Here is a 22,142-nt window from a genome sequence, read left to right as displayed (position 1 = left end):
CGGCCAGCAATATTGATATGGCAAAAAGCATTGGTTTACTCGCATCTCAGCTCATCAAGCTGAAAAATCTGCAACTGACCGGGAAGCTGGTGAGCGAAGAACTGATGCTGGGTATCCATGCCAGTAAGCGGTCGGGGATAGGGGTGGAGTTTGAGCAATATCGGCATTACGAGCCCGGAGACGATCCGAAACGCATCGACTGGAAGCTTTTTGCGCGGACGGATAAACATTTGATCAGGGAATCATCGACCGAGAGCGACAAGCAAGTAAGGTTTGTCCTCGACCTTTCCGGTTCCATGAATTATGCTGAAAATGGTGTTAGCAGGCTTCAATATGCCCAAATCCTGCTGGCCTCGCTGAGTTATCTCTGCTACATTCAGAATGATCAGATGAGTTTGTATACATTGAAAGACGGTGCGATACAGACTATTTCCGCAACTGGCACTTCGTCTTCGGGTAAGCAGGCATTTCAAAAAATGCTGGTGGGGTTGGAAAAAACGGTTGCGAATGGGCCCTGGCGGCGGGAAGCCGATAGTGATGGAAACATCAAATTTCCTGAGCTGCAATCGAAGAAAAAAGAACAGCTGATCTTTGTAAGCGATTTTTTGCAAGCACAAGACGAATGGTTGAACTTGATCAGGTCGCTGGCAAGCCCCTATCGAGAAATTGTGGTTTTTCAAATTTTGGGCGACCAGGAAGTGGATTTTAATCTTGAAGGTTTTTACCGGTTCAAAGATCTGGAAACGGGCAGGGAATTGGAGCTGGATGCCGGATCAGTGCGGGAGAAGTTTCAGGAATCGGCGGATTTATATTTGCAGCAGTTGAAAGAAGCGTTGCAAATTCCGCATGTAAGCCTCGTACGGGCACGTATGAGCGATCCCATTGGAATGGTTTTGAAGGCTTTTTTAACGAAACGGAAAGGATAAATGGAGTTTTTGAATCCACATATGCTGTGGGGAATGTGTGCGGTGGCCTTGCCGGTAATCATTCATTTTTGGTATCAAAAAAAAGGTAAGCAACTTGCCTGGGCTGCTTCTCAATGGCTTCTTGATAAAACTTCGCTGCAACACCGCGGCATCAGGCTGGATGAAATTCCGCTGCTTTTGATCCGCTGTGTGCTGATAATTTTGCTTGCTATATTATTGAGTCAGCCGGTTGTAAAGTGGCTTGGCAAAGACATTAAAAAAGAAGAAATTCATTTGGTGCAGGCCGATCCAAAAGTGGCCAGCAACTTTCGGTTCGAGCTGGAAAGTGCGCTGAAAAGAGAGGAAAAAGTAATCTGGATCGGCGCTGATTTAAAGCCTTTGGCCGACATTGGTTCAATTCCAAAGAACAATGACGGTTTGTTCTTATTGCAGCAAAGCATTAATGACATTGCAAATGACAACACAAACCTGAACTTGTATCTGACTAACAATCAGCAAATAACCCGTTTACCTAAAATATTTATCCCTGGGACTTACAAACTGAAAGCTATCAGAGATTCAGCGCGAAAGTTGGAAAACCCTTTGATTGGCTTGGCTGAGAAGATCGGGAAAGACAACATCATTGTTCTGATCGATTATCGGAATCCGGATGAAGCCGAAACGGTTCAGGCTGGTTTGGAAGCTTTAAAAGAAGTTTTCGGAATTCCATTTAACATTGATTTGAAAACAGCATCACGCACTCAGTATGACTGGATATTTACAGATAAGCCCATAGCAAAGCGAAATGCACAAACAGTGTATGTCGTCCGGGAAGGAAATATAGGCGACAGTGTGTTTGAAAATGTCATTCAAGTGAGTGATTCATTGCGCTTAGCGACTTCTGATGTAGTGCAAAACGGCCAGTTGCCGGAATTGCTGGGGGAAATGATGATTGACCATTATCATTTGGAAAATCACTTAAATCCGTTAAGTCAGAAGCAGTTAGAAGCAGCATTTGAGATTGTCAGAACGGAAGGAGTACAGTCCTCAAATAATTTGCAAAAGTGGTTAATGTTGCTTTTTGTCTTAACATTAATCCTGGAACGTTGGATTTCACTCAACAAAAACATGGCGCGGGTTCATGCATGAACTAAGGAAAATGATCGGTTTGGTGACCAAACAGCTTTATGCGGGCGCGGTTTTGCGCTGCCTGCTGCTGGCCGCCTCCGCCTATCTTTTCGCGTCATGTTTTACCGGGCCGTTTCATGCTGCCAGCGTTTTCGCAGCGTTTGCGGGGTTATGCGCGGGAATTTTGCTTACAGGAATTTATAAGAATAATAGAGAAAAGGCGATTTCACTGATTCACAGCCACGTGGGCGAAACGGAATACAGTCTACATCTTCTGGAAAAACCTGAGCTGAACATTGCGGAGCAATTACAGTTGGAGCGCATTACAAACCGCAATTTTGATTTTCCTATTGCCAAACTTTATAATAACCTGACAGTGTATTTAAGCGTATTTCTGGCAGCCCTGGCGTTCCATTTCATTTATCCTGTCATTTCTTTTAATACAAAAGCAGCGGATAGCATTCAAACTGCTGAGAAAAAATCCCAAAAAGCGAATGTTTTGCTGGCACCCGAATTTGAGTCTGCCAGCATTCACGTTGCTCCGCCAGCTTACACCAAATTGCCTGAGCGGGAATCCAATGATTTAAATGTCAGTACAATAACCGGATCGTTATTAACTTGGAGAGTGAAGTTCACACATTCGGAAAATCTCGTGCTGCGCTTGACCAATAACGGGGGCGAGGAAATTGCTTTTCGAAAGCAGAACGGTGTTTTCACGCATTCAGACAAGATTACGGGATCCGGTTTGTATGCGATGAAGGGTTATTGGAAGGATTCCCTGGTTTACCAATCTGATTTTTACAGGCTGGAAGCATTACCCGATCTCGCTCCGAAAATTGAGCCTGCGTCCAAGGAATTGTATACATATCACTTCTTAAAAGACGCCAAAACAATCAAAATTACGGCAAAAATTTCGGACGACTTTCTTGTCAGACAGGCATTTATCGTGGCAACATTAGCCAGGGGATCAGGTGAGAATGTTAAGTTTCGCGAAGTAAAATTTCCGCTGACGCCGACGGATTTCAAAGAAGCCAACTTGCAAAAAGAGATCAATCTCAGCGAGCTGAACTTTACGCCCGGGGACGAATTGTATTACTACTGGGCGGCAGTTGATAATAAATCGCCACAAGCAAATTTCAGTAAATCAAACACTTACTTCCTGGTTTATAAAGACACAGCCAATGTTGAAGAAGCGGAGCTGGCAACCATGGCGGTGAACATTATGCCGGAATATTTCAGGAGTCAGCGGCAGATCATCATTGATACGGAGAAGCTGATCGCCAAACGCAAGAAGCTGCCGCAAAAGGAATTTGCCTCCATCTCTAACGAAATCGGTTTTGACCAAAAAGTGCTCAGGCTGCGCTACGGGCAATATTTGGGTGAAGAATTTGAAACGAGCATTGGCGGCGGCGGAGCGCCGGATGCAGCAATTCCGTCCGGTGAAAATATGCTGGACGCGTTCACGCACAAATCGGATGGGGAGGGCGAAGCGGCAGAACGTAGAGCCAGCGAGCCCGCGCATAAGGATGATCATGACGGGCATGACCATGGAAAAGGGCAGGGGGAAGCGGGTGAAAAAGATCCGCTGGCGGCATTAATGGAGCAATATGTGCACGCGCACGATGATGCCGAAACGAATACATTTTACGAACAATCAACGAGGAGCCTGCTGAAAATGGCGTTGGAGCAAATGTGGCAATCGGAGCTGCATTTGCGTTTGTATGAACCTGAAAAAGCGCTTCCGTTTGAGCATAAGGCATTGGAATTTCTTAAATCTGCCCAGCATAAGGCGAGAACTTATGTGAAGAAAAGCGGTTATGATCCGCCGCCGATTAAAGAACGGGAGAAGCGATTGAGCGGTGAATTGAAGGAAATCAGCAATGATCTGAATGCCGAGAAATTTTATAGGGAAAAAAGCATAGCCCAGCTAGCCGCGGAAGTCTCCGGTTTTTTGAATTATGAAAAACTCAATAATGAGCAACAATCCCGATTACGGTTGGCCGGTGGCACATTATCGGACCGGCTTATCAATAGCGGGCCTTTCAATGGTGGCCTGGGAAACTGGGAATTCATTGGCTCGTTGCAGAAACTGGTGAGCGGGAAAACGTTGTCATTAAAAGAAAAGCAGCACCTGAAAAAGGATTTATTCAAATACACCAATCATTCTGAACAAAGCAGACGCGGTTATTCCAGCGACAAGAAGCTGGAAGAGGCGTTTTGGGAAAAGTTACAATAACATGAAAACAGCCTGCCGGTTTAACAAATACGCATGATTCAATTCGACTTTAACTGGTCAGAGCCTCTCAATCTCATCATTCTGGCGTTTGCCATCGCGCTGCTTCCTTTGCAGTTGTGGCTGATCTTGCCTAGAAACAATAATAAAGGTTTTACGACGAGAGATGGGATCAGGTTGGCCCTGAATGTGTTGTTATGGGTGGCACTTATTGCGTTTATCATTCAACCTTATTTGCTAAGCGAAGCAAAGTCAGTTACCGGACTCTTCGTTGGCAAAGATGTTCCTGCTGCAAAGGCTAATGCATTAAAAGACAGCATTACAAGCTTGAAAAAAGCGGTTTCCAGTGACTTCAAAAATCCTTACTTTGACACATTGATTTTGGCAGGACAAGATTTCCCGCCGGAAATGTTCAGCACGATCATGCGCGCGCCAATGTTGCCCAATGATCTTCAATGGATTCCGTATTTCGCTGCGGATCAGTTGCACGGTTTGCATTGGAAAGGGATTGTGCGGAAAGGCGAAATGCAAGTTTTGCAGGGGCACGTAAATTCGTCCGAAAAGCAGGTTTTAAAACTGATTTATGGAAATGAGACGCTTGACAGTACTGTTTTAAACACTGGGTTTAACCAATTCCGACTTCAATTTCCGGTATTTTCTGAGGGTAGGGCAGTTGTGGAGCTTGTTTTGGACGACCACCTTGAGGACACCATTCGTTTTTTTGCACGACCATCGGAAAAAATAACTTTCCAGTTCATTCTGGACAGTCCGGATTTTGAAAGCCGTGCGCTGGCAAACTGGCTCGGGAAATCCGGACATTCGGTGATTTATTCGGCGACCCTATCCAAGGACATCAGGAGTCAGCAAACGATTAACAAAGCGAAAGATCCGGAAGTAATCATAACCGACGCTGGCAATGCTGGCAACGGTTTGGTAAAGAAGGCATTAGCAACGGGGAAAAGTGTTCTTTTCATCAATCTCACAGATCCGGCCGCGGAAATCAAAGCGATTAATGCTGCTTTGGGAACCCAATTTAATGTAAGTAGAATTTCAACGAAGGAATCAGTTCCTTTGAGCCCGGGGCTGACGGCGCTGCCTTTCAGGTTTGCGCCAGGCAATCGTTACCTTATTTCTGAAACGTTGCCTGTTGCGGTTGAAAAAGGCCGGGGTAAGGTGGGAGTGAGTTTACTAAATGAGACTTTCCCGCTTCAATTGACAGGAGATAGCGTAGCTTATCAAAAGGTCTGGGACGCGGTTTTGGCGCCAGTCTTGCCAGTGGCCGGAAACAATGTTGAAGTGGAAGCTCCTCTATTCGAGAACATGAATGCGGAGATTTCACTGAATGGCTTTTCGAAAGTGCCTGAATTTCTAAAAATCGGAGCTGATACGCTGTTTACGAACAACTCCCCACTAAATCCCAAGTCTGCAAAAACGCGTTTTAAACCCACAGAATCTGGTTGGACCCGTGCAAAAGACTCACTGAACATGGAGATGTATGTTGAAGACCAGACAAGTGCGAGCAACATTTACAAGGCAGCCAGGCTGATTGATTTTGTAAAATCTTATCATATCTTTCAAGAAAAACGGAACGGAAAATCGGCACTTCCCAACCCGTATTTAAAAGGCGTCAGGAAAGAATTTTCAGATTGGATGTGGTTTGCGCTGCTAATTTTCTGCTTTCTGGCGGTCTGGATTGAGCGAAAATTATAGTTCTTTCTCCATTTCTTCCATAGAAACCTGCTTAGGGAAAGTCAGGTTTTGCGAATTAGGCTCATTTAATCTGTAACCCTCACGCGCATATTGCCGTGCTCGCTCGAAATACAATTTTTGCTGCGTATTTCCGGTGATTTTCATTGTCATAGCGAGGTAATAATTGGCCATAGGATGCTGATCGTACAGTTGCAGGCAGTCCCGCAGCCATTTGTCAGCCCGATCGTATTCATTCATCAAATAATACACGATACCGAAATACAGTAACGAATTAAAATGCAGGTCGTTTTTCCCCTCTCCGCGCCTTTGTTGTGCAATGTCCTTCTGCAAAAATTCCTCGGCTTTCTCATAATTCCCTAGTTCAATGTTGCATAACGCCAGGAAAAACCAAAACGTGTGGTCCTGAATGAAGCCGTTTGGAGTTAGTATAAGGGCCTTTTCGAAGTCAGGAATCGCTTTTTCATAATTTTTGGCATAAACACAATGCAGATAACCGCGGTATGCCGTCCAGCGTTTTGGATCCAATTCCACAGCCTTATCATTGTATTCAAATACTTTTGACAAATTCCCCTTGAACAAATGCGGTAGTCCCTTTTCCTGATAAGCTTCGGAGATATTCGGGCAAATAGCAAGCAGGCTGTCATAACTCTGATCCCAACCGGGATGATCGTAGCCGAAGGAGCGGGCTTTTTTGGAATAAACATCAAAAAGGCTGTCCTGAACCGCAATTGAATTGCAATCGACTGGTTTCTGAGCCAAACAGCTGAGATAACTTCCTAACATGATGATTAAAAAGGCGGCTGACTTCATGATTTTTTTTTCAATTGCTAATTTAAAATCATCGCCGACTACTTTAACCTATGGTTGCTCTGAATTTTGTGAAACAGGGAGTGTCAGCTCAAAAGCGGCACCTTCTCCTTCTTTGCTTGAAACGGAAATGCTGCCGTTGTGTTTGTCAATTATTTTTTTGGTGATGGCCAGTCCTATGCCTGAGCCTTCGTATTTATCTTTTGTATTCAGCCTTTCGAAAAGGGAGAAAATCTTTTCGTAGTAGAGTTCGTCGAACCCTATTCCGTTGTCGGAGACCGTAATAAAGCAATTTTTTGGTTCCGTGGGGTCTTTTAGTGATGCATCCGAGTCTTCATGCATGCCACCGGAAATGCGGATAACAGGGGCCAATCCGGGTTTTGAGAATTTAATGGAATTACTGATCAGATTTTGAAAAACCTGTTTGATTTGTCCTCTATTAACTTCAACATCAGGGAGTTTGTCCACAACAATCTCAGCCTTTTTTTCCAGGATCAGGATCTCATAATCTTCGAGCACTTCATCAATAACCTCATTCAGGCTGGTCACAGCGAAATTATTGAGATTTGTCGAAAGCCGCGAGTAGCTTAGAATATCGGTAATCATATTCCGCATTCTTTGAGAAGAAGCGATAATTTTGTCCAGGTACGTAACATTCTCGTCCGAAAGCTCGTGGAGCAGCTTGTTCCTGAGCATTGTAGAGAAAATCAATATTTTACGCAGCGGCTCCTGAAGGTCATGCGAAGCAATGGATGCGAACTGCTGCAAATCATGATTGCTGGCTTCCAACTCTGCATTAATTTCAGCGAGTCTTAAATTATTTAGTTTGAGCAGTTGCTGGATTTCTTTTTGAAACGACAGATCTGTCAGAATAATACTCAAAGCAGGGCCTTCGTCCAGCTGCAGCATGGTCACACTAAGCTGACAGGGAACCAGTTCGCTTCCTCTGGTAATGCATAGTTCGGTTTTGCTGTCTTCCTTCCAGCCGTTGTTAAACAGATCCTGATATATGGCCTGAAATCCTTCGGCAATGAAATCACTGAAATGCAAACCCAGCACCCTTGAAAGAGGCATGTTGATCATGGAGGCGAACATGGAGTTGCAATAAAGGATAAGGCCTTCGTAATTGAGCGTGACAGCACCCTCATTCATTTTTTCAATAAACACACGATAGGTCTGATCGGCCGTTTTTAGCGTAAACAACTGGTGCCCGCCATCCGGATTTTTCACTACGAGCGCATCTACCTGGCCGGACCGGATTGCTTGGATTGTATCCGTCGCCTCTTCCAGTTGCTGGTGCAGCTCGTCGTTTTCCTTCAATAACTCTTCGTATGTTTTTTGCCTATTCATGTTTCAATCGAAATTCCCAGACCTCTGAGTACTTTTTGTGTGTCGGACATATCGCCGATCAACCTTCTAGCGGGAAGCGGCGCACTTTTTATCAGTAAGGGTAAAGCAATGATCTGTTCTTGTTCGGCAATGGTTTTTTGTTGGTAAACATCCACGATTTCCAGAGAGTATTTACCTTTCATATAGGTTTCACAGATTTCTTTTATGTTGACAACCGCTCTTCTTGAATTAAGGGATGCGCCTGTCACAAACAGCCGAAGTACGTAGTGATCGTCATCGTCATTTTGGTCATTTGGCTCAGTATCTGTGTTTCCGGTCATTCTATTCTTTTTGCAGGGCGTATATTTAATCCAACCAATACTTTTTCTTCGTTGGACAGGTCACCAATAATCTTGCGGATTGGCTCCGGCACTTTCTTTACCAGCGTAGGGATGGCGAGTATCTGGTCTCCCTCAGCCAACTGCGGCTGCAAAAGCAGGTCGATTACTTCGATGACGTATTTGTCTTTTAAATGTTCTTCACAATATTTTTTGAGATTCGTAAGCGCCGTAACCGACTTAGCGGTTTTGCCGGCCACATATAATCTAAGCTCCCATATTTCCGATGTATCTTCCATTTAAATTATTTTTGTGCACTTTGTTATTCCTTTGACTGGCCACTGTCCGGTATCTGAGTAGTTTCCTGCCGGTTCTTTTCAAAAACTTCCTTTTTAAGCTCTTCGTCGATGAAGCTTTTATTCAGTTCTTCCTGCAGCGATTCGAATTCTACTTTGAGACTACTAATTTTGGATTCCAGCACCATTCTTTTTCGCTCAATTTCCCTGTCTTTCCTGGATACTGCCTGATCTCTCAATGCTACGCCGGTTTGTTCATGCAATTGCTGCGCTTCCCTCGCAGAACCTGTAAGCACCCCATCTGGTCCCAGGAACACATCCACCAGGTCTAGTCCGTGGTCACTGATCACAAATTCCCTTACCTGGTTTGAATGGTTCATACCGCGCGATTTCATCACATAAAGTCCTCGGTTTCGTTCACCATTGGATTCGATGTCACGTACGAGCAACCATGCATCCACGAGCGAAGAAATGCTTTCGTCTGTTTGTTCTGAAATGTTGTCGTTCAAAGAAAGGGCGGTGAACAACACAGTAATGCCTTTGGATTGAAGAAAATCTATTAGCCTGATCAGCACGCTTTTTACCTCGCTTACGGAGCCAACGGTGATCAGATTTGTGATCGGGTCAACGACAACCGTTGTAGGTTTAATCTGCGTGATCATTTTGTTTAAAGCCAGCAAATGCATTTCCAGTCCATTCAATGTTGGTCTGGAAGCATGGAATGTTAGCAAACCATTGTCAATGTGCGCTTGTAAATCAACACCTATGGAGCGCATGTTACGCACGATCTGCTTGGGTGATTCTTCGAAAGCGAAGTAAACACACCGTTCGCCATTCAGGCAGGTTTCGTTGGCAAATGAACCTGCAATGCTCGTTTTGCCGGTCCCTGCAGTCCCGGATACGAGAATGCTGCTGCCCCTGAAAAATCCTTCACCGCCCAGCATTTTATTCAATGCTGGAATCCCGGACGAAATGCGTTCACTGGAAGCATCATGCGCTAATGTCAGCGATGTTACAGGCAAGACAGAAATGCCGTCTTCGTCGATCAGGAACGGATATTCGTTGGTTCCGTGCACCGAGCCCCGGTATTTTACAATGCGTAAAAGTCGCGTCGAAATTTTATTTTCTACGCGGTGATCGAGCAGGATCACACAGTCAGAAACGTATTCTTCAAGTCCCTGGCGCGTGAGCATACCGTCACCTTTTTCACCCGTTATGACCGTTGTAACCTTTCGCTCTTTGAGAAATTCGAACAATCTTCTCAGTTCCGCACGGATAATCGCTTCATTATCGAGTCCTGAAAAAAGGCTCTCAATCGTATCCAGTACAACCCGTTTTGCACCAATGCTATCGATAGCATAGCCAAGGCGGATGAACAAACCATCCAGGTCATATTCGCCGGTTTCCTCTATTTCACTTCTTTCAATGTGAACGTGGTCGAGCTTGATGAGCTTGTCTTTTTGCATCTGCGCAAGGTCAAAACCCAGCGATGCAACATTCACTGTCAATTCTTCGGTCTTTTCTTCAAAAGCGACAAACACACCCGGTTCACCATAATCAAGCGCACCATGAACCAGAAATTCAATGGAGAAAAGCGTCTTGCCACATCCTGCAGAGCCGCAAATTAAGGTCGGCCTTCCTTGTGGGAAGCCTCCATGAGTGATTTCGTCAAGACCTTTGATGCCAGTGCGGGACTTTTGCAGTTGCGGCAGGCTGATTTGTGATTCAGAGGAGTTGGTATTCATCGAAATTATGCTGTTCTAATGCGCTTTGAGTTGACGTTTGTAGTCAACGTTTACAAATACCGTACCAATTCGCCTGAAACTGTGCGGGCGTGGAAATAGAAGTGTCGAAGAATGCCAGTCTACACCCAAATTGAGTATTTATGAGAGAAATTTTTCCGTGAGCTGCACGCCGAGCCGATTGAATTCCTCGAATGTGCTCGGCTTGGTAATAAAACTATCCGCACCGGCTTCGTAGGCCATTTCAATAAGGGAAGAATTGGAAGATGTGGAGATCATTACAACGGGGACTGTGGAGAGCGTGGCATCCGCCCGGATAGCCGTAATGGTTTCAAGACCGTTCATTTTGGGCATATTCATGTCCATCAGGATCAGCGAAGCCCGAAGACTGGGTTGTTTTTTCATGACGGTGATCAGCTCGAGACCATTTTCCACTTCTATAATTTCGGTGAAAGCATTGGCAGCTTTAATGGCCTGCCGCAGGAAGAAGCGGTCGTCCTGGTCATCATCAGCCAGATAGATGGTTTTGGGTTCCTTCATTTGAAGATTGTGAATCACAAATATAAGTGAAATTGCACATTGCGCAGTTATTGGGCCGCTATTTCCGCAAATGAATTGAATTTATAAACAATCTTATTTGCTGGCCTTACGATTTTTGTAATGCTCTACTTTTACAAACATTTCGATGATGGTGGAAACTTCCAATTTTTCGAAAATCCGGGCTTTATAGGTGCTCACGGAGCTCCCTGTAATGTTGAGCCGCGTTGCTATTTCCTTGGTCCACTTCCCGTCCAACAGGAGGTCCATTACTTCCAATTCCCTTTGAGAAAGATTTTCAAGCGGGTTTTCACTGTCGACATTGGCCTCGAAAGTATGCCGCATAAGCTGCTGCTGGACGATTTCGCTTACAAATCTGCCGTTTTCCAAAACAGCCAGGATAGCGGCTTTCACCATGTGCTGCGGAGCGTTTTTAGCCAAAAACCCGTTTGCACCGGCTTTCAGGTAATGCATTGCATAGAGTGCCTCATCCATGCCTGAGAATACAAGAATGCAAACCTTAGGCTGCAATTTTCTGATTCTGGGGATCATATTAAAACCTTCTCCGCCCGGAATGTCAATGTCGAGAATGATCAGGTCAAAGTGCGATGAGGACACCTGGGTGAGCGTTTCGTCAAAATTTGCGGCTTCCAGAACGCTTGCCGAACCGATCAGGTCATTGATCAGGAAACGGGTTGCCAGTCTGACAACTGAGTGGTCTTCGACAAGTAAAATCTGTTTCATTCTCGGAGCCAGGTCTTTTTCGGAGTGTGAGTCTGTATTCCTTTAAAAATAGCGAAATTAATAAGATGACCCATCAAAGTTGTTAATATTTGGTAAAGATTTGTAGCATTTATTCTATCAAACGGTTTTTTATTTGGTAAGATATAGCGCCTGATATAACCACTGGTCGCGTTATTAGGCATTCAACCATGGAATTTTTCATTATAGTTCCGGCCCTAAATTTCCTGTATTTCGCTGATAATGAGCGTAACGGTGTGCTTGATACGTATCTATATTCACCTGGTCCGGAATGACTTTGCAAAAAAAATGCGCCGCCGTATGAATCGCATGATTTAAGCCGTAGATTCGGACATTAATTAACGTTGAGTATCATAAATATCCTTTCCGCTTTGTGGGAGGGATATTTTTTTGTCTTAGGGCGACATTTCATTGTCATTTTATGACAGGCGTTTTTTCCGCACCCATGCTAATAATATCTTTATGACATGGAAGATCAGCAAAAACAGTTCGTGCTTGGCATTGTTGCTTATGCAGTGCAGCGGGACATTTCAGCGGAAAAATTATGCAGGCTTTCGGGCATTTCGCTTCCCGACTTAATGGGTAAAAATAACATTCGTTATACGGCCAAGCAGCTCAATGATCTGTGGCTTAATGCCTGTCATTTGAGTAACGATCCGCTTTTTGGCTTGCATTTGGGCGAGTCGCTGCAACTCGCAGCATTGGGAGTTGTTGGCGAAATAGTGAAAACCAGCACAACTGTCGGAAATGCAATAACCATTGCGACCTCGCTCACCGGACTGGTTACAGACCTCTTTAAGATGGAAGTGCGGCAGGGTGAAGGGCGGTTCGCGATCTATTTGATTCCGGATCAGGCCAGGCGTAAGGACTCGGAATTTGCTTTTAAGCAAACGCTGGATTTTTTCATGGTCTTTATGATCCACGAGCTGGATGGGTTCATTCTCGAAAAAATCAAACCGGAAGAAGCCCGTTTGCCCATCTCAACACCGGGGAAAGAGTATGCAAGACTTTTGCGCTGCGAACCGCTGGAAACAAAGGACGAATATGCATTAACGTTTGACAGCAAATACTGGGACCTCCCCATTATTACAGCCAACTACGAATTGCAGACCAGCCTGCTCCAGAATGTTAATTTGGTGGAACTGACTCAGGCGGAGAGCGACAGTTACCGGGCGCGGATTTATCAATATTTGCTCAAAAACGCTTATTTGGGAATTGTATCACTGGAAGAGATTGCGGCCAATTTTAATGTCAGTCCCAGAAGTCTGCAGCGCAAGCTTAAAGATGAAAATGTTACTTACCAGGAAGTGGCGGATGAAGTGCGTAAGTCGCTGGCGCTGCATTATATGAATTCCGGCAAATATTATGTCAAGGAAATCTCCTATATGCTTGGTTACAACGAACTGAGCGCATTTTCCAGAGCATTTAAAAGGTGGACGGGAACAACGCCCGGTATATACCAGAAGCATCTGACCACAGGCTGAAAACCCCAGTTATTTGGCGATAACTACATCCAGTCCCTTTTCAGCAAGCCCTTTCTTCCGGGAAGGATCCAGGTCCTGGTCTGTGAACAGGCTGTTAACCTGGGACAAGCTGCCAAATTTAATGTGACTGTCCTTTCCAATCTTGGAGGAATCGCAGAGCACAAAAACCTGCGAAGCGTTTCTGATGAATGCTGATGTGATCGAAGATTCATGCTCGCTGTGCGCGGTAAGGCCATTTTGCGCCGAAATTCCATCTATCCCGATAAATGCCTTGTGGGCATGGTAACCATTTATGTGTTCAATGGCTTTGTGGCCGTGAATGGCTTTTCGTTGTTTGTCAATTTCGCCGCCAATCAAGTTCAGGCTTATGGAAGGGACATCGATCAATTCGGCCATAATGGGCAGGGAATTGGTGATTACCTTGATGCCATTGCGCTTTTTCAGATACCGGCACATTTTAAAAACGGTGCTGCCACAATCGAGAAAGATGATGTCGCCATCTGCCACATATTCAGCGGCGAGCTGCGCTATTTTTTCTTTATTTTCTTCATTGGCGCCGGCTTTTGCTACGAAGCTGGTCAAAACCGGATTTTCAATCTTCATAGCGCCCCCGTGCGTGCGCAGGAGCAATCCTTCATCTGCAATGTCGTGCAAGTCACGGCGGATGGTGGCAGGCGACATGGCTAGTTTTTCAGACAATTCAAACACCGACAGGCTGCCGGATTCCTCAACCGCTGCCAGGATTTTCTTCTTTCTTTCTTGGAAATTCATTTCAAAGATCTATATATTTGATCAAAAATAATCAAATTTGATCAAAAACGATAATGTTTGTTTTGGCTTTGTTATGCTTGTAAGTCAAAATTAATCATTAAAACGCAGCAGTTTGTAAATCCATATTAATTCAAACCAATAATCATGAAAGGTTTAATGATACTTGTCGCCGGCCCTTATCGTTCAGGAACGAATGATGACCCCGCGCTGATGCAGCAGAATCTGTCCAGGTTGGAATCAGTTACGCTGGACTTGTTCCGGGCGGGCCATTTGCCGGTCATCGGAGAGTGGGTGGCATTGCCACTGCTACATTTGGCTGGCTCAAAAGTGCCCGGTGATGCTCCATATGAAGAAATCCTCTATCCGGTTGCTGAGCGTTTGCTACACAAATGCGACGCAATCCTGCGTTTGGAAGGTGCTTCGAAAGGAGCAGACGAAGACGTGCGCATTGGCCGGGAGCGTGGCTTGCAGATTTTTTACAACTTGTCGGAAGTGCCCAATTGCAATTGATCCGGCTCACCAACCAGGGAAGATTTGGGAGCTCGTGGTATAGCGATAAAAAAGGTCGTTCCATCCGGAGGAACCGATTCAAACCAGATCTTCCCATCCTGCGCGACCACAAATTCCTGGGTTAATAACAAGCCCAGGCCAACGCCTTTTTCATTTTTCGTACCATAAGTAGACTGCACATTCAGCGAAAAAATGACGGCCTGTCGCTCTGCTGAAATCCCGATCCCATTGTCCCTGACCGTGATAATGCATTCATTACCGGATAATTGAGATCCTATGCTCACCTGGCCGCCTTCGGGCGTGAATTTGATCGCATTACCAATCAGATTTCGGAACACGACCTGCATCATATCCCGGTCTGCAAAAATCTCGATTGCTGGGTCTGTGTCGTAATCAAGCTTGATGTTTTTTCGCGTAGCGCTGCTTTTTTCAAGAGCGAGTGTCGTGTTCAGCAGTTCATCCAGGTTCAGCCGTTCCTGATGTGCCGAGACGCCGTTCAGCTGAGATTTCGACCAGTTTAATAACTTGGATAACAATGCCATTGTATCATTGGTAGCATTAAGCAGTTCCCTCTTGATGTCTTGTCTTTCTGCTTCGTCCAGGTCATACTCAGTCAATAATTCAAGGAAATTCTGGATACTCGCCAACGGCGCCCGCACATCATGCGCGACGATGGACATCAGCTTGTTCTTTTCACCATTGATGCGTTCCAGCTCAACATTTTGTTTAATGATCTGCTGGTTTTTCTCGGCAATAAACCGCGATTTTTCCAGTGCCGACGTCTTTTCACTTTCATAACTCCGGCGGATATAATCGGTGCAAATATATGCCAGGATCGACACCACGACGTACGCAGACGTATGGTCGATAAACGCGCTATATCTGTCGATGTATGTATAAGGAACTGTCTCGGGATAGAAATACTGGATGGTATTCAGGGTCACCACCACCAGGATATTGACCGGGATCCAAATTTTGTACTGCTTTGCAGGGCTAATTCCAATGCTCAGCAACAGGAAGAGCAGGAAAAAGAGGTCGGTAGGACCACGCAGCCCGGAATTAAGGAAGTAATTGATTATGAATAATATCAGTCCAACAATGTTGGCGATTAGTATGGAAATACTAAACTGGTTTCGGAAGCGGGATGTATAATATAAGGATGCAGTTACAAGCAGAACGACCAGGCTGATTAAAGCTATTTTTGGTAATCCTATGAAGTAGTTGAATGGCACATTATAAGTCAGCGCAGCGAACGAGATCAGGCATACCGAATGAAATATCCGGGCATTTAGGGGAAATTCGGAGGGTGGCCCGGATAATTTGATCCAAAAATTGTAAAGCGTGGATTTGAAACGCAAAACAGTCTCTATATTTTAGGTCTTATGGAAGGTTAGGAAGTCATTGTAAAGATCGCGAAATAATGCGACGTTCGACGATATCACCAAAGAAAAATGATGTGTTTATTGGAGTTCCAAATAAGGTGTGATGGTTTAAACCAAAAATTTATGCACGGGGACCTACCCGTTAATGGGGGGTCGGGATTTGGTTAAGATTCCTTTTAGTATTAAACTCGCTCCGTTATTCTGCATGAATGCCATATAATGACTTGCCGTCGTTCAATTATGCGAAATCTTATACTTTACCGCGCTTTTGTCCGCTAAATCCATTTAACATTCCTTAACCGCTTTAAAAAAGTAATGAAACGTAGAGATGCAATCAAAGATTTATCCATGCTTCCGCTCGCTGGAAGTATCATGCTTCCGCAAAAAAAGGCAGCCGAAACTGTTTCGCGAAGCACTGAAATAGCTGCGAGCAAAGAGATTTACCAGGCCATTGGCGTGGAACCGATCATCAACTGCCGGGGAACATTTACCATCATTGGCGGTTCTATCGAGAGGCCGGAAGTGCGCGCTGCCATGGATGCCGCAGCGCAGGTTTTTGTGCAGTACGATGAGCTTGCATTTGGTGCCGGAAAACGGCTGGCCGAGCTTACCGGAGCGGAATGGGGGCTGGTTTCGGCTGGTTGTGCAGCAGGCATGAAACATGTGACCGTTGCATGTGTAACGGGCGGAAATCCTGAGAAGCTGATCCGCGTTCCGAACCTGGCCGGCTTTGATAAAACAGAGGTCATCATTCCAAGATATTCGCGTAACGTGTATGACCATGCGCTGCGCAATGTTGGCGTAACATTGATTACGGTCGATTCCATTGAAGAACTATCCAATGCCATCAGCTCGCGCACGGCGATGATTTATCTGATGGCTGGCGACGAGTCCATGAGCGGGCCAATGTCCCTGGAAGCAATATCGAAATTAGCGAAGCCAAAAAACATTCCCGTAATGGTGGATGCAGCCGCCGAAGACCTTACTATTCCCAACGTTCATTTGAAACTGGGTGCGGATGTTGTGATTTACAGCGGTGGAAAAGCATTGTGCGGACCGCAATGTGCTGGTTTGGTTTTGGGTAGAAAAGATCTGTTAATGTCGGCCTGGCAGGCAAGCGCCCCGCATCACGGACCCGGACGCGACAATAAGGTGGGCAGGGAAGAGACGATGGGGATGGTTGCCGCGGTGGAAGCCTGGATAAAACGGGACCATGCGGGCGAATGGAAAAGATGGCTTTCGTGGCTGGACAACATTTCTAAAAAGGTTTCCACAATCGAATCCGTTAAGACAACGGTTGTTGAACCGAAACAGCTTTCAAACCGGACCCCGCAATTACGGGTTTCCTGGGACCCGGCTAAACTGAACATTACGGGTGAAGAAATCGCTGAGCTTTTCGGACGAACTAAACCGCGGATCGCATTGGGTGGCGGCAGCCGCGACGGGGCCACATTTATTTCCATCACAACAGGGCAAATGCAGCCGGGAGATGATAAGGTGGTTTCGGATCGCTTATTTGAAGTTTTATCTCAAAAAAGAGCTCCGCAAAAGGCAGAAATGGCCGCCGCATCAGTTTCTCTCAAAGGACATTGGGACGCGAATGTTGAATTTTTCTCGTCTACCAGCAAGCAAACGCTCATTATCGAGCAGGACGGAAACTGGCTCGAAGGTTCTCACAAAGGGGAGTTCAGTGTACGTGAGTTACAGGGAACCGTTGAGGGTAATGAGTTCAAAATGCGCAGCACCGACCGCCAGCCCGGGGATGCGATCACATTCATGTTCTCTGGGACAGTGAAAGATGATGTGATGACCGGCTCGATTTATATGGGGGAATATATGACGGCAAAATTCACTGCCAAAAAGCTGAAATTCAAAATGAAGCGGGAGAAGATCATGATCCCGTCGGGTCCTCCGCTGGCCACCTAGCAGATTGCCGGCATTAACATAAAAAGAGACCGTTCGGCGAGGGTAACCTGCTAAACGGTCTCTTTTTTATCCGAATAATATCCGTTTATTGAAAATAGGAAAGTGTATCGTGCAATGAAATGTCTTCGTGCGAAGCATCAAACACGCATTCGCCATTTTTAACAACCAATAATTGAGGCGACTCGTGCTGCACCTTAAAGCTGTTTGCAATCGACATGGATTCGGTACGGTTATTAACCACATCCACGATGTAAAGCGGCACATCCACATGCGGGACCGTATTAACATCCGATTTTAACTGACGATAAGCCATCAGGCTGGTCATGCACCGCGGGCTATGTTTGTAAATAATAGCATACTCCGATGACTTATAAATCTGTTCGACCTCTTCCGTGCTATTGATTGTAATCCAATTCATAAAGCTCCAATAAAATTTGTCTTGAATTCCGGCAATGCATTAACAACAACACAACTACCCTTTTTCATTCCCTGACTTCAAAAAAGGCTGCTAACTCATTGATGTTGTTGTACTTATTTTATAAAAAAGAATATTTAAGCATTAATATTTCTCAGGACCCGCATTTGTTTTATTTATTGCTTTTCTGCAATAAAGCAATTGATTATATTTAAATGTTGCATAAAATCGAAAGATTATTTGTATTCCTCGCCGCAAGCAAAATTCCCGGTAGCCGCACTGCCTCCAAGCAACAACAATGATTTTCTTTCATAGTTGTATTAAATCCTGTAACCGAATGTCACATTTCAACCACTAACACATTTCCAATGGTACAGAAAATCAACCGTCGCAGTTTGCTTAAATCCGGTTTTGCGTCAATGGGTGCGCTGGCAGTCGCGCCATTTTTAACGGAGGGCGCTTTTGCAAGCACGCCGATGAGGCTAGACAAGTTGAACCGGATCTTCTACAGTCCTATGGTAAGGGGGCATTTTTTGGACCAGGAGCCTGATCTTGCTAAAATGGTTGCCAGGATCGGCTCCAATGAAAATCCTTATGGCCCGCCACCCATGGCAAGAAAGGCAATTGCCGAATCCATTGAAAAGGGAAACCGTTACGCCCGCACCGAACTGAAAGCACTTACCGATAAGATCGCCGCGAAAGAAGGTGTGAGTGGCGATTACATTATGATGGGCAATGGATCAGGCGATTTGCTCGAAAAAACTGCGCTTGCGGTTTTCAAAGACGGCGGTAACCTGGTTTCAGCAGACCCAACTTACATGTCGCTGATCCGCGTCGCCGAGTCTATTGGCGCAACCTGGAAACCGGTGCCTTGTAAAGCCGACTGGTCGCATGATCTGGACGCGATGGAAAAGGCCATTGATAAGGACACAAAACTCGTCTACATCTGTAATCCGAACAACCCTGTTGGCGCGGTTACTTCTACCAAAGCCCTGACTGATTTTTGCAGTCGCGTCTCTGAAAAAGTGCCCATATTTATTGATGAAGCTTACATTGAGCTCGTCGAAGGCGCTGATAACAAAAGTATGGTTTCACTTTTAAAGGAAAATAAAAACGTCATTATCGCCAGAACTTTTTCGAAGATCATGGGAATGGCCGGGCTGCGCGTTGGCTACATTACGGCAATGCCTGCTACATTGGATATGATTAAGAAAACAGCCAAAGGCGGCGGTTCCGGCATTGCGTGTACATCTGTATATGCAGCTTCTGCGGCCATGGATGACGTCGAATTTCAAAATAATACCAGAAAATTGAACACGGAGGCGAAGAACTATTTATACGAAAACCTGAAAACGATGGGTTATCAGTATGTGCCCTCCTTCACCAATTTTGTAATTTTTCCCATCAATATGCCCGGCAAAGAATTCCTCAAAAAGATGGTCGACAAGGGCATTGTAATCAAAGCAATGGACATCCGGGAGAAGCCCTGGTGTCGCGTCAGCATAGGAACAAAAGATGAAATGAAGCTCTTCGTCAGCGCATTGCAGGAAATGAGCTAGCATTTGATGGTTTGTATTTGATAAAAAACGGACACCCGGCAAGGTGTCCGTTTTTTTGTTTGTGAAAATTGTGATGTTTGAGCTCTGGAACGATGCGGAGTTTCTCGATCAGTTTTTTCACGAGCATAAGCAGGATTAATTATTAAAGCGATGGAAAAGTTTAGAGAAAAACTGAAAAATGCCAAGCAGGATATGACTTGGCTGCCTGAGGCGAAAGCCAGGCAAGAAAATCATGCGTGCCTGAGGCTTTCGTTTGCCATCGGCGTCATTGTGTTGAGTGCATTGCGCGAGCGTAAAATGACGCAGAAGGATCTGGCGGAGGACTTGAATTGCTCTTCCCTTCCTCAAATCTCCTGATTAAAGAACACTTGGCAATTATAATGTAATCACCACCTTACCAACCGTTCTGCCGGCATCAACAAGCGTCTGCGCCTGCGGGATTTCTTCGAAACTAAAACTAGCGGAAATGTGCGAATGTAATGTTCCGTTGGCAAGGAGCCCGGCAATCTGTTTCATGTCTTCGCCGCTGGAAACCACGCCCAGCCGATGCGCGTAAACTGCTTTTTCGGCGATCCTTTTGAGGAGAGCTTCGTCTGTGAAAAAGGTGAGCAGCGAAATAAGCCTTCCGCCGTGTTTTACCGATTCAAGTGAGCGTACCACGTGGTCTCCGAAAATTGAGTCCAGCACAATGTCTGCATCCCGAACCTTTTGTTCAAATTTTTCAGCAGTGTAATCGATGAATTCGTCCGCTCCCTGACCGATGATAAAATCCTTTTTTGCCGCCGAGCCAGTTCCGATGACATGCGCCCCAAAATGTTTAGCGATCTGGATTGCATAATGCCCGACTCCGCCAGCTGCCGCGTGGATCAGGATTTTATCGCCTTTTTTGATTTTGGCATAGGTAACTAACGACTGCCAGGCAGTTAACGCGGCCAATGTCGCCGCAGCTGCTTCTTCGTACGTAATGTTTTCAGGTTTAAGTGCTAACTGATCGGCTGGTGCCGCAACATATTCGGCATAAGCTTTTCCGTGACCGGGAAAATTGACCATCCCAAAAACATCGTCACCGATTTTGAAATCAGAAACATCATTTCCGATCTCGGCAACTGTTCCTGAAACATCCCAACCAAGTATCACATTCTCACCAGGTTGCGGATTTATTACTCTTTCATGATAGGCTTTATTTCCTCTGACAAAGCCATCGACAGGATTGATGCTGATTGCTTTTACTTTGATCAGAACTTCATTCGGTTTAACCTGTGGAGTTTTTGTTTCGATCAAAATCAGATTTTCGATTCCTCCGGTTTCTTTTAATGCTATCGCTTTCATAATGTATTGTTTGATTTAACGATACAAATTTCGCAGTACGATAGAGCTTATTTCTTGTAAAAATTTGGGTTAATTCCGTAATTTTATAGGTATGGAAATACATAATTTGTTTCAACCCTTTGATATACGGTTCGTTAAAGTCAACGAATGTCCGGTGAAAGCGCATAAGAATACTTTCATCGAATTGATATACATTATGGAAGGCGAAGGCACTTACCATATCAATCAAAGCGAGTTCAAGTATTCGCCAGAAAATTTGTTTCTGGTGATGCCTATGGATACGCATTATACGGAAGTACTGACCACCACTTCGTTCATGTTTATCCGCTTCAATAACATCTATTTGAATGCGCAGAGGGCAAATGAGCGGTATAGTAACCTGGGAGACTGGGCACATAAACTGGAATACATTTTCCAAAACAGCAATCATTTGCAAGGGTGTATTTTGAGAAATGTGCATGATAAACCCTTGGTAAGGGCCTTGATGGATGCGATTGTGCAGGAACATGTAAACCAGCAAACCCTACATAAAGAGCTTGTGCAGCAGCTGATGAACACATTGATTACGGTGGTAGCGAGGAATATTTCGCTGCATATTCCTGAAAAGTCCAATCTCAGCCAGAGTCTGTCTTTAGAGATTATACACTACATTCACCAGAATATTTACAACCCGGACAAATTAAAGGCTGAAAATATCGCTTCGCATTTCAATATCTCACTGAATTACATCAGCGAGTACTTCAAGAAACATACCAATGAAAATCTCCAGCAATACATAATTAACTACAAATTGTTGCTGGTGGAGATCAGATTAAAGCATAGTGATATGCGTTTGAACGAAATAGCTGCGGAACTAAATTTCACGGATGACAGTCATTTGACGAAGACCTTCAAGAAATACAAAGGCGTGAGTCCATCGGAATTTCGGCGGGGAGTGCTGGCACTGGCTTCCTGAAATGTGAAAATGCTCAGGGAAAAA

At 45.0% G+C, this 22,142-nt stretch carries 21 protein-coding genes; 10 read left to right on the top strand and 11 right to left on the bottom strand.

Features of this window, described 5'->3' with window-relative positions:
* Positions 1-17 precede the first annotated feature (17 nt).
* Genes NFI81_RS10075 through NFI81_RS10060 form a run of 4 tightly spaced genes read left to right on the top strand, consistent with a single transcriptional unit; the run spans position 18 to position 5,976 of the window.
* Entirely contained in the window at positions 18-926 is a 909-nt protein-coding gene (locus NFI81_RS10075) for a DUF58 domain-containing protein (RefSeq protein ID WP_234612579.1), read from the top strand.
* On the top strand, positions 927-2,054 hold the full coding sequence (locus tag NFI81_RS10070) for a BatA domain-containing protein (protein WP_234612580.1): 1,128 nt from the start codon (positions 927-929) through the stop codon (positions 2,052-2,054).
* Positions 2,047-4,269, top strand: a complete 2,223-nt coding sequence (locus tag NFI81_RS10065; RefSeq protein ID WP_234612581.1) for a DUF4175 family protein — start codon at positions 2,047-2,049, stop codon at positions 4,267-4,269. The genes NFI81_RS10070 and NFI81_RS10065 overlap by 8 nt, the downstream gene beginning before the upstream one ends.
* 33 nt (positions 4,270-4,302) lie before the next feature.
* Positions 4,303-5,976, top strand: a complete 1,674-nt coding sequence (locus tag NFI81_RS10060; protein ID WP_234612582.1) for a hypothetical protein — start codon at positions 4,303-4,305, stop codon at positions 5,974-5,976.
* On the opposite strand, the gene NFI81_RS10055 is transcribed toward NFI81_RS10060, so the two are convergent.
* From NFI81_RS10055 to NFI81_RS10025, 7 genes are all read right to left on the bottom strand, one after another.
* Positions 5,971-6,786 (bottom strand): tetratricopeptide repeat protein, encoded by an 816-nt coding sequence (locus NFI81_RS10055; RefSeq protein WP_234612583.1) that lies wholly within the window; start codon positions 6,784-6,786, stop codon positions 5,971-5,973. The two genes, NFI81_RS10060 and NFI81_RS10055, sit on opposite strands and share 6 nt — an antisense overlap.
* A gap of 48 nt (positions 6,787-6,834) precedes the next feature.
* Positions 6,835-8,133, bottom strand: coding sequence for an ATP-binding protein (locus tag NFI81_RS10050; protein ID WP_234612584.1), 1,299 nt, complete (start codon positions 8,131-8,133; stop codon positions 6,835-6,837).
* Positions 8,130-8,453, bottom strand: a complete 324-nt coding sequence (locus NFI81_RS10045) for a circadian clock KaiB family protein (RefSeq protein ID WP_234612585.1) — start codon at positions 8,451-8,453, stop codon at positions 8,130-8,132. Before NFI81_RS10045 ends, NFI81_RS10050 begins: the two co-directional genes overlap by 4 nt.
* Positions 8,450-8,749: a circadian clock KaiB family protein gene (locus tag NFI81_RS10040; RefSeq protein ID WP_234612586.1), complete on the bottom strand. Its 300-nt coding sequence runs from the start codon at positions 8,747-8,749 to the stop codon at positions 8,450-8,452. Before NFI81_RS10040 ends, NFI81_RS10045 begins: the two co-directional genes overlap by 4 nt.
* Before the next feature lie 23 nt (positions 8,750-8,772).
* Positions 8,773-10,491 carry a circadian clock protein KaiC gene (gene kaiC / locus NFI81_RS10035; RefSeq protein WP_234612587.1) on the bottom strand — a complete coding sequence of 573 codons (1,719 nt, stop codon included), beginning with the start codon at positions 10,489-10,491 and terminating at the stop codon, positions 8,773-8,775.
* A gap of 138 nt (positions 10,492-10,629) precedes the next feature.
* Positions 10,630-11,028 carry a response regulator gene (locus NFI81_RS10030; RefSeq protein WP_234612588.1) on the bottom strand — a complete coding sequence of 133 codons (399 nt, stop codon included), beginning with the start codon at positions 11,026-11,028 and terminating at the stop codon, positions 10,630-10,632.
* 93 nt (positions 11,029-11,121) lie between these two features.
* Positions 11,122-11,769, bottom strand: a complete 648-nt coding sequence (locus NFI81_RS10025; protein ID WP_234612589.1) for a response regulator — start codon at positions 11,767-11,769, stop codon at positions 11,122-11,124.
* Between the two features lie 485 nt (positions 11,770-12,254).
* On the opposite strand from NFI81_RS10025, the gene NFI81_RS10020 reads away from it, so the two are divergent.
* Positions 12,255-13,271, top strand: coding sequence for an AraC family transcriptional regulator (locus NFI81_RS10020; protein ID WP_234612590.1), 1,017 nt, complete (start codon positions 12,255-12,257; stop codon positions 13,269-13,271).
* Between the two features lie 9 nt (positions 13,272-13,280).
* On the opposite strand, the gene NFI81_RS10015 is transcribed toward NFI81_RS10020, so the two are convergent.
* Positions 13,281-14,042 carry a DeoR/GlpR family DNA-binding transcription regulator gene (locus tag NFI81_RS10015; RefSeq protein ID WP_234612591.1) on the bottom strand — a complete coding sequence of 254 codons (762 nt, stop codon included), beginning with the start codon at positions 14,040-14,042 and terminating at the stop codon, positions 13,281-13,283.
* Positions 14,043-14,186: 144 nt separating this feature from the next.
* Here NFI81_RS10015 and NFI81_RS10010 point away from each other — a divergent pair, with 144 nt between their 5' ends.
* A complete protein-coding gene (locus NFI81_RS10010; protein ID WP_234612592.1) occupies positions 14,187-14,552 on the top strand; it encodes a DUF4406 domain-containing protein in 366 nt (121 codons plus the stop codon).
* On the opposite strand, the gene NFI81_RS10005 is transcribed toward NFI81_RS10010, so the two are convergent.
* Positions 14,519-15,910: a sensor histidine kinase gene (locus NFI81_RS10005; RefSeq protein WP_234612593.1), complete on the bottom strand. Its 1,392-nt coding sequence runs from the start codon at positions 15,908-15,910 to the stop codon at positions 14,519-14,521. The two genes, NFI81_RS10010 and NFI81_RS10005, sit on opposite strands and share 34 nt — an antisense overlap.
* 339 nt (positions 15,911-16,249) lie before the next feature.
* On the opposite strand from NFI81_RS10005, the gene NFI81_RS10000 reads away from it, so the two are divergent.
* Positions 16,250-17,860 carry an aminotransferase class V-fold PLP-dependent enzyme gene (locus NFI81_RS10000; protein WP_234612594.1) on the top strand — a complete coding sequence of 537 codons (1,611 nt, stop codon included), beginning with the start codon at positions 16,250-16,252 and terminating at the stop codon, positions 17,858-17,860.
* A gap of 85 nt (positions 17,861-17,945) precedes the next feature.
* Here NFI81_RS10000 and ytxJ read toward each other — a convergent pair whose 3' ends face one another.
* Positions 17,946-18,278 carry a bacillithiol system redox-active protein YtxJ gene (gene ytxJ / locus NFI81_RS09995; protein ID WP_234612595.1) on the bottom strand — a complete coding sequence of 111 codons (333 nt, stop codon included), beginning with the start codon at positions 18,276-18,278 and terminating at the stop codon, positions 17,946-17,948.
* A gap of 365 nt (positions 18,279-18,643) precedes the next feature.
* Here ytxJ and NFI81_RS09990 point away from each other — a divergent pair, with 365 nt between their 5' ends.
* Both NFI81_RS09990 and NFI81_RS09985 read left to right on the top strand, forming a co-directional pair.
* Positions 18,644-19,834 carry a pyridoxal phosphate-dependent aminotransferase gene (locus tag NFI81_RS09990; RefSeq protein WP_234612596.1) on the top strand — a complete coding sequence of 397 codons (1,191 nt, stop codon included), beginning with the start codon at positions 18,644-18,646 and terminating at the stop codon, positions 19,832-19,834.
* A 150-nt stretch (positions 19,835-19,984) separates the two neighbouring features.
* Positions 19,985-20,191: a hypothetical protein gene (locus NFI81_RS09985; protein WP_234612597.1), complete on the top strand. Its 207-nt coding sequence runs from the start codon at positions 19,985-19,987 to the stop codon at positions 20,189-20,191.
* An 18-nt stretch (positions 20,192-20,209) separates the two neighbouring features.
* On the opposite strand, the gene NFI81_RS09980 is transcribed toward NFI81_RS09985, so the two are convergent.
* Positions 20,210-21,163: an NADP-dependent oxidoreductase gene (locus NFI81_RS09980; RefSeq protein ID WP_234612598.1), complete on the bottom strand. Its 954-nt coding sequence runs from the start codon at positions 21,161-21,163 to the stop codon at positions 20,210-20,212.
* Between the two features lie 91 nt (positions 21,164-21,254).
* Here NFI81_RS09980 and NFI81_RS09975 point away from each other — a divergent pair, with 91 nt between their 5' ends.
* Complete coding sequence (locus NFI81_RS09975) at positions 21,255-22,118, top strand: helix-turn-helix domain-containing protein (RefSeq protein ID WP_234612599.1); 864 nt, start codon at positions 21,255-21,257, stop codon at positions 22,116-22,118.
* Positions 22,119-22,142 lie beyond the last annotated feature (24 nt).

The organism is Dyadobacter fanqingshengii (assembly GCF_023822005.2).
Taxonomy (GTDB): domain Bacteria; phylum Bacteroidota; class Bacteroidia; order Cytophagales; family Spirosomataceae; genus Dyadobacter; species Dyadobacter fanqingshengii.
The sequence above is the reverse complement of the archived record's forward strand: the minus strand, read 5'-3'. Positions and strand labels throughout refer to the sequence as shown.

What these genes read in the sequence shown, in the direction of transcription:
- NFI81_RS10075 (WP_234612579.1), top strand. Translation starts at nt 18, where the DNA reads ATGGCAAAAAGCATTGGTTTACTCGCATCTCAGCTCATCAAGCTGAAA.
- NFI81_RS10070 (WP_234612580.1), top strand. Translation starts at nt 927, where the DNA reads ATGGAGTTTTTGAATCCACATATGCTGTGGGGAATGTGTGCGGTGGCC.
- NFI81_RS10065 (WP_234612581.1), top strand. Translation starts at nt 2,047, where the DNA reads ATGCATGAACTAAGGAAAATGATCGGTTTGGTGACCAAACAGCTTTAT.
- NFI81_RS10060 (WP_234612582.1), top strand. Translation starts at nt 4,303, where the DNA reads ATGATTCAATTCGACTTTAACTGGTCAGAGCCTCTCAATCTCATCATT.
- NFI81_RS10055 (WP_234612583.1), bottom strand. Translation starts at nt 6,786, where the DNA reads ATGAAGTCAGCCGCCTTTTTAATCATCATGTTAGGAAGTTATCTCAGC.
- NFI81_RS10050 (WP_234612584.1), bottom strand. Translation starts at nt 8,133, where the DNA reads ATGAATAGGCAAAAAACATACGAAGAGTTATTGAAGGAAAACGACGAG.
- NFI81_RS10045 (WP_234612585.1), bottom strand. Translation starts at nt 8,453, where the DNA reads ATGACCGGAAACACAGATACTGAGCCAAATGACCAAAATGACGATGAC.
- NFI81_RS10040 (WP_234612586.1), bottom strand. Translation starts at nt 8,749, where the DNA reads ATGGAAGATACATCGGAAATATGGGAGCTTAGATTATATGTGGCCGGC.
- kaiC (WP_234612587.1), bottom strand. Translation starts at nt 10,491, where the DNA reads ATGAATACCAACTCCTCTGAATCACAAATCAGCCTGCCGCAACTGCAA.
- NFI81_RS10030 (WP_234612588.1), bottom strand. Translation starts at nt 11,028, where the DNA reads ATGAAGGAACCCAAAACCATCTATCTGGCTGATGATGACCAGGACGAC.
- NFI81_RS10025 (WP_234612589.1), bottom strand. Translation starts at nt 11,769, where the DNA reads ATGAAACAGATTTTACTTGTCGAAGACCACTCAGTTGTCAGACTGGCA.
- NFI81_RS10020 (WP_234612590.1), top strand. Translation starts at nt 12,255, where the DNA reads ATGGAAGATCAGCAAAAACAGTTCGTGCTTGGCATTGTTGCTTATGCA.
- NFI81_RS10015 (WP_234612591.1), bottom strand. Translation starts at nt 14,042, where the DNA reads ATGAATTTCCAAGAAAGAAAGAAGAAAATCCTGGCAGCGGTTGAGGAA.
- NFI81_RS10010 (WP_234612592.1), top strand. Translation starts at nt 14,187, where the DNA reads ATGAAAGGTTTAATGATACTTGTCGCCGGCCCTTATCGTTCAGGAACG.
- NFI81_RS10000 (WP_234612594.1), top strand. Translation starts at nt 16,250, where the DNA reads ATGAAACGTAGAGATGCAATCAAAGATTTATCCATGCTTCCGCTCGCT.
- ytxJ (WP_234612595.1), bottom strand. Translation starts at nt 18,278, where the DNA reads ATGAATTGGATTACAATCAATAGCACGGAAGAGGTCGAACAGATTTAT.
- NFI81_RS09990 (WP_234612596.1), top strand. Translation starts at nt 18,644, where the DNA reads ATGGTACAGAAAATCAACCGTCGCAGTTTGCTTAAATCCGGTTTTGCG.
- NFI81_RS09985 (WP_234612597.1), top strand. Translation starts at nt 19,985, where the DNA reads ATGGAAAAGTTTAGAGAAAAACTGAAAAATGCCAAGCAGGATATGACT.
- NFI81_RS09980 (WP_234612598.1), bottom strand. Translation starts at nt 21,163, where the DNA reads ATGAAAGCGATAGCATTAAAAGAAACCGGAGGAATCGAAAATCTGATT.
- NFI81_RS09975 (WP_234612599.1), top strand. Translation starts at nt 21,255, where the DNA reads ATGGAAATACATAATTTGTTTCAACCCTTTGATATACGGTTCGTTAAA.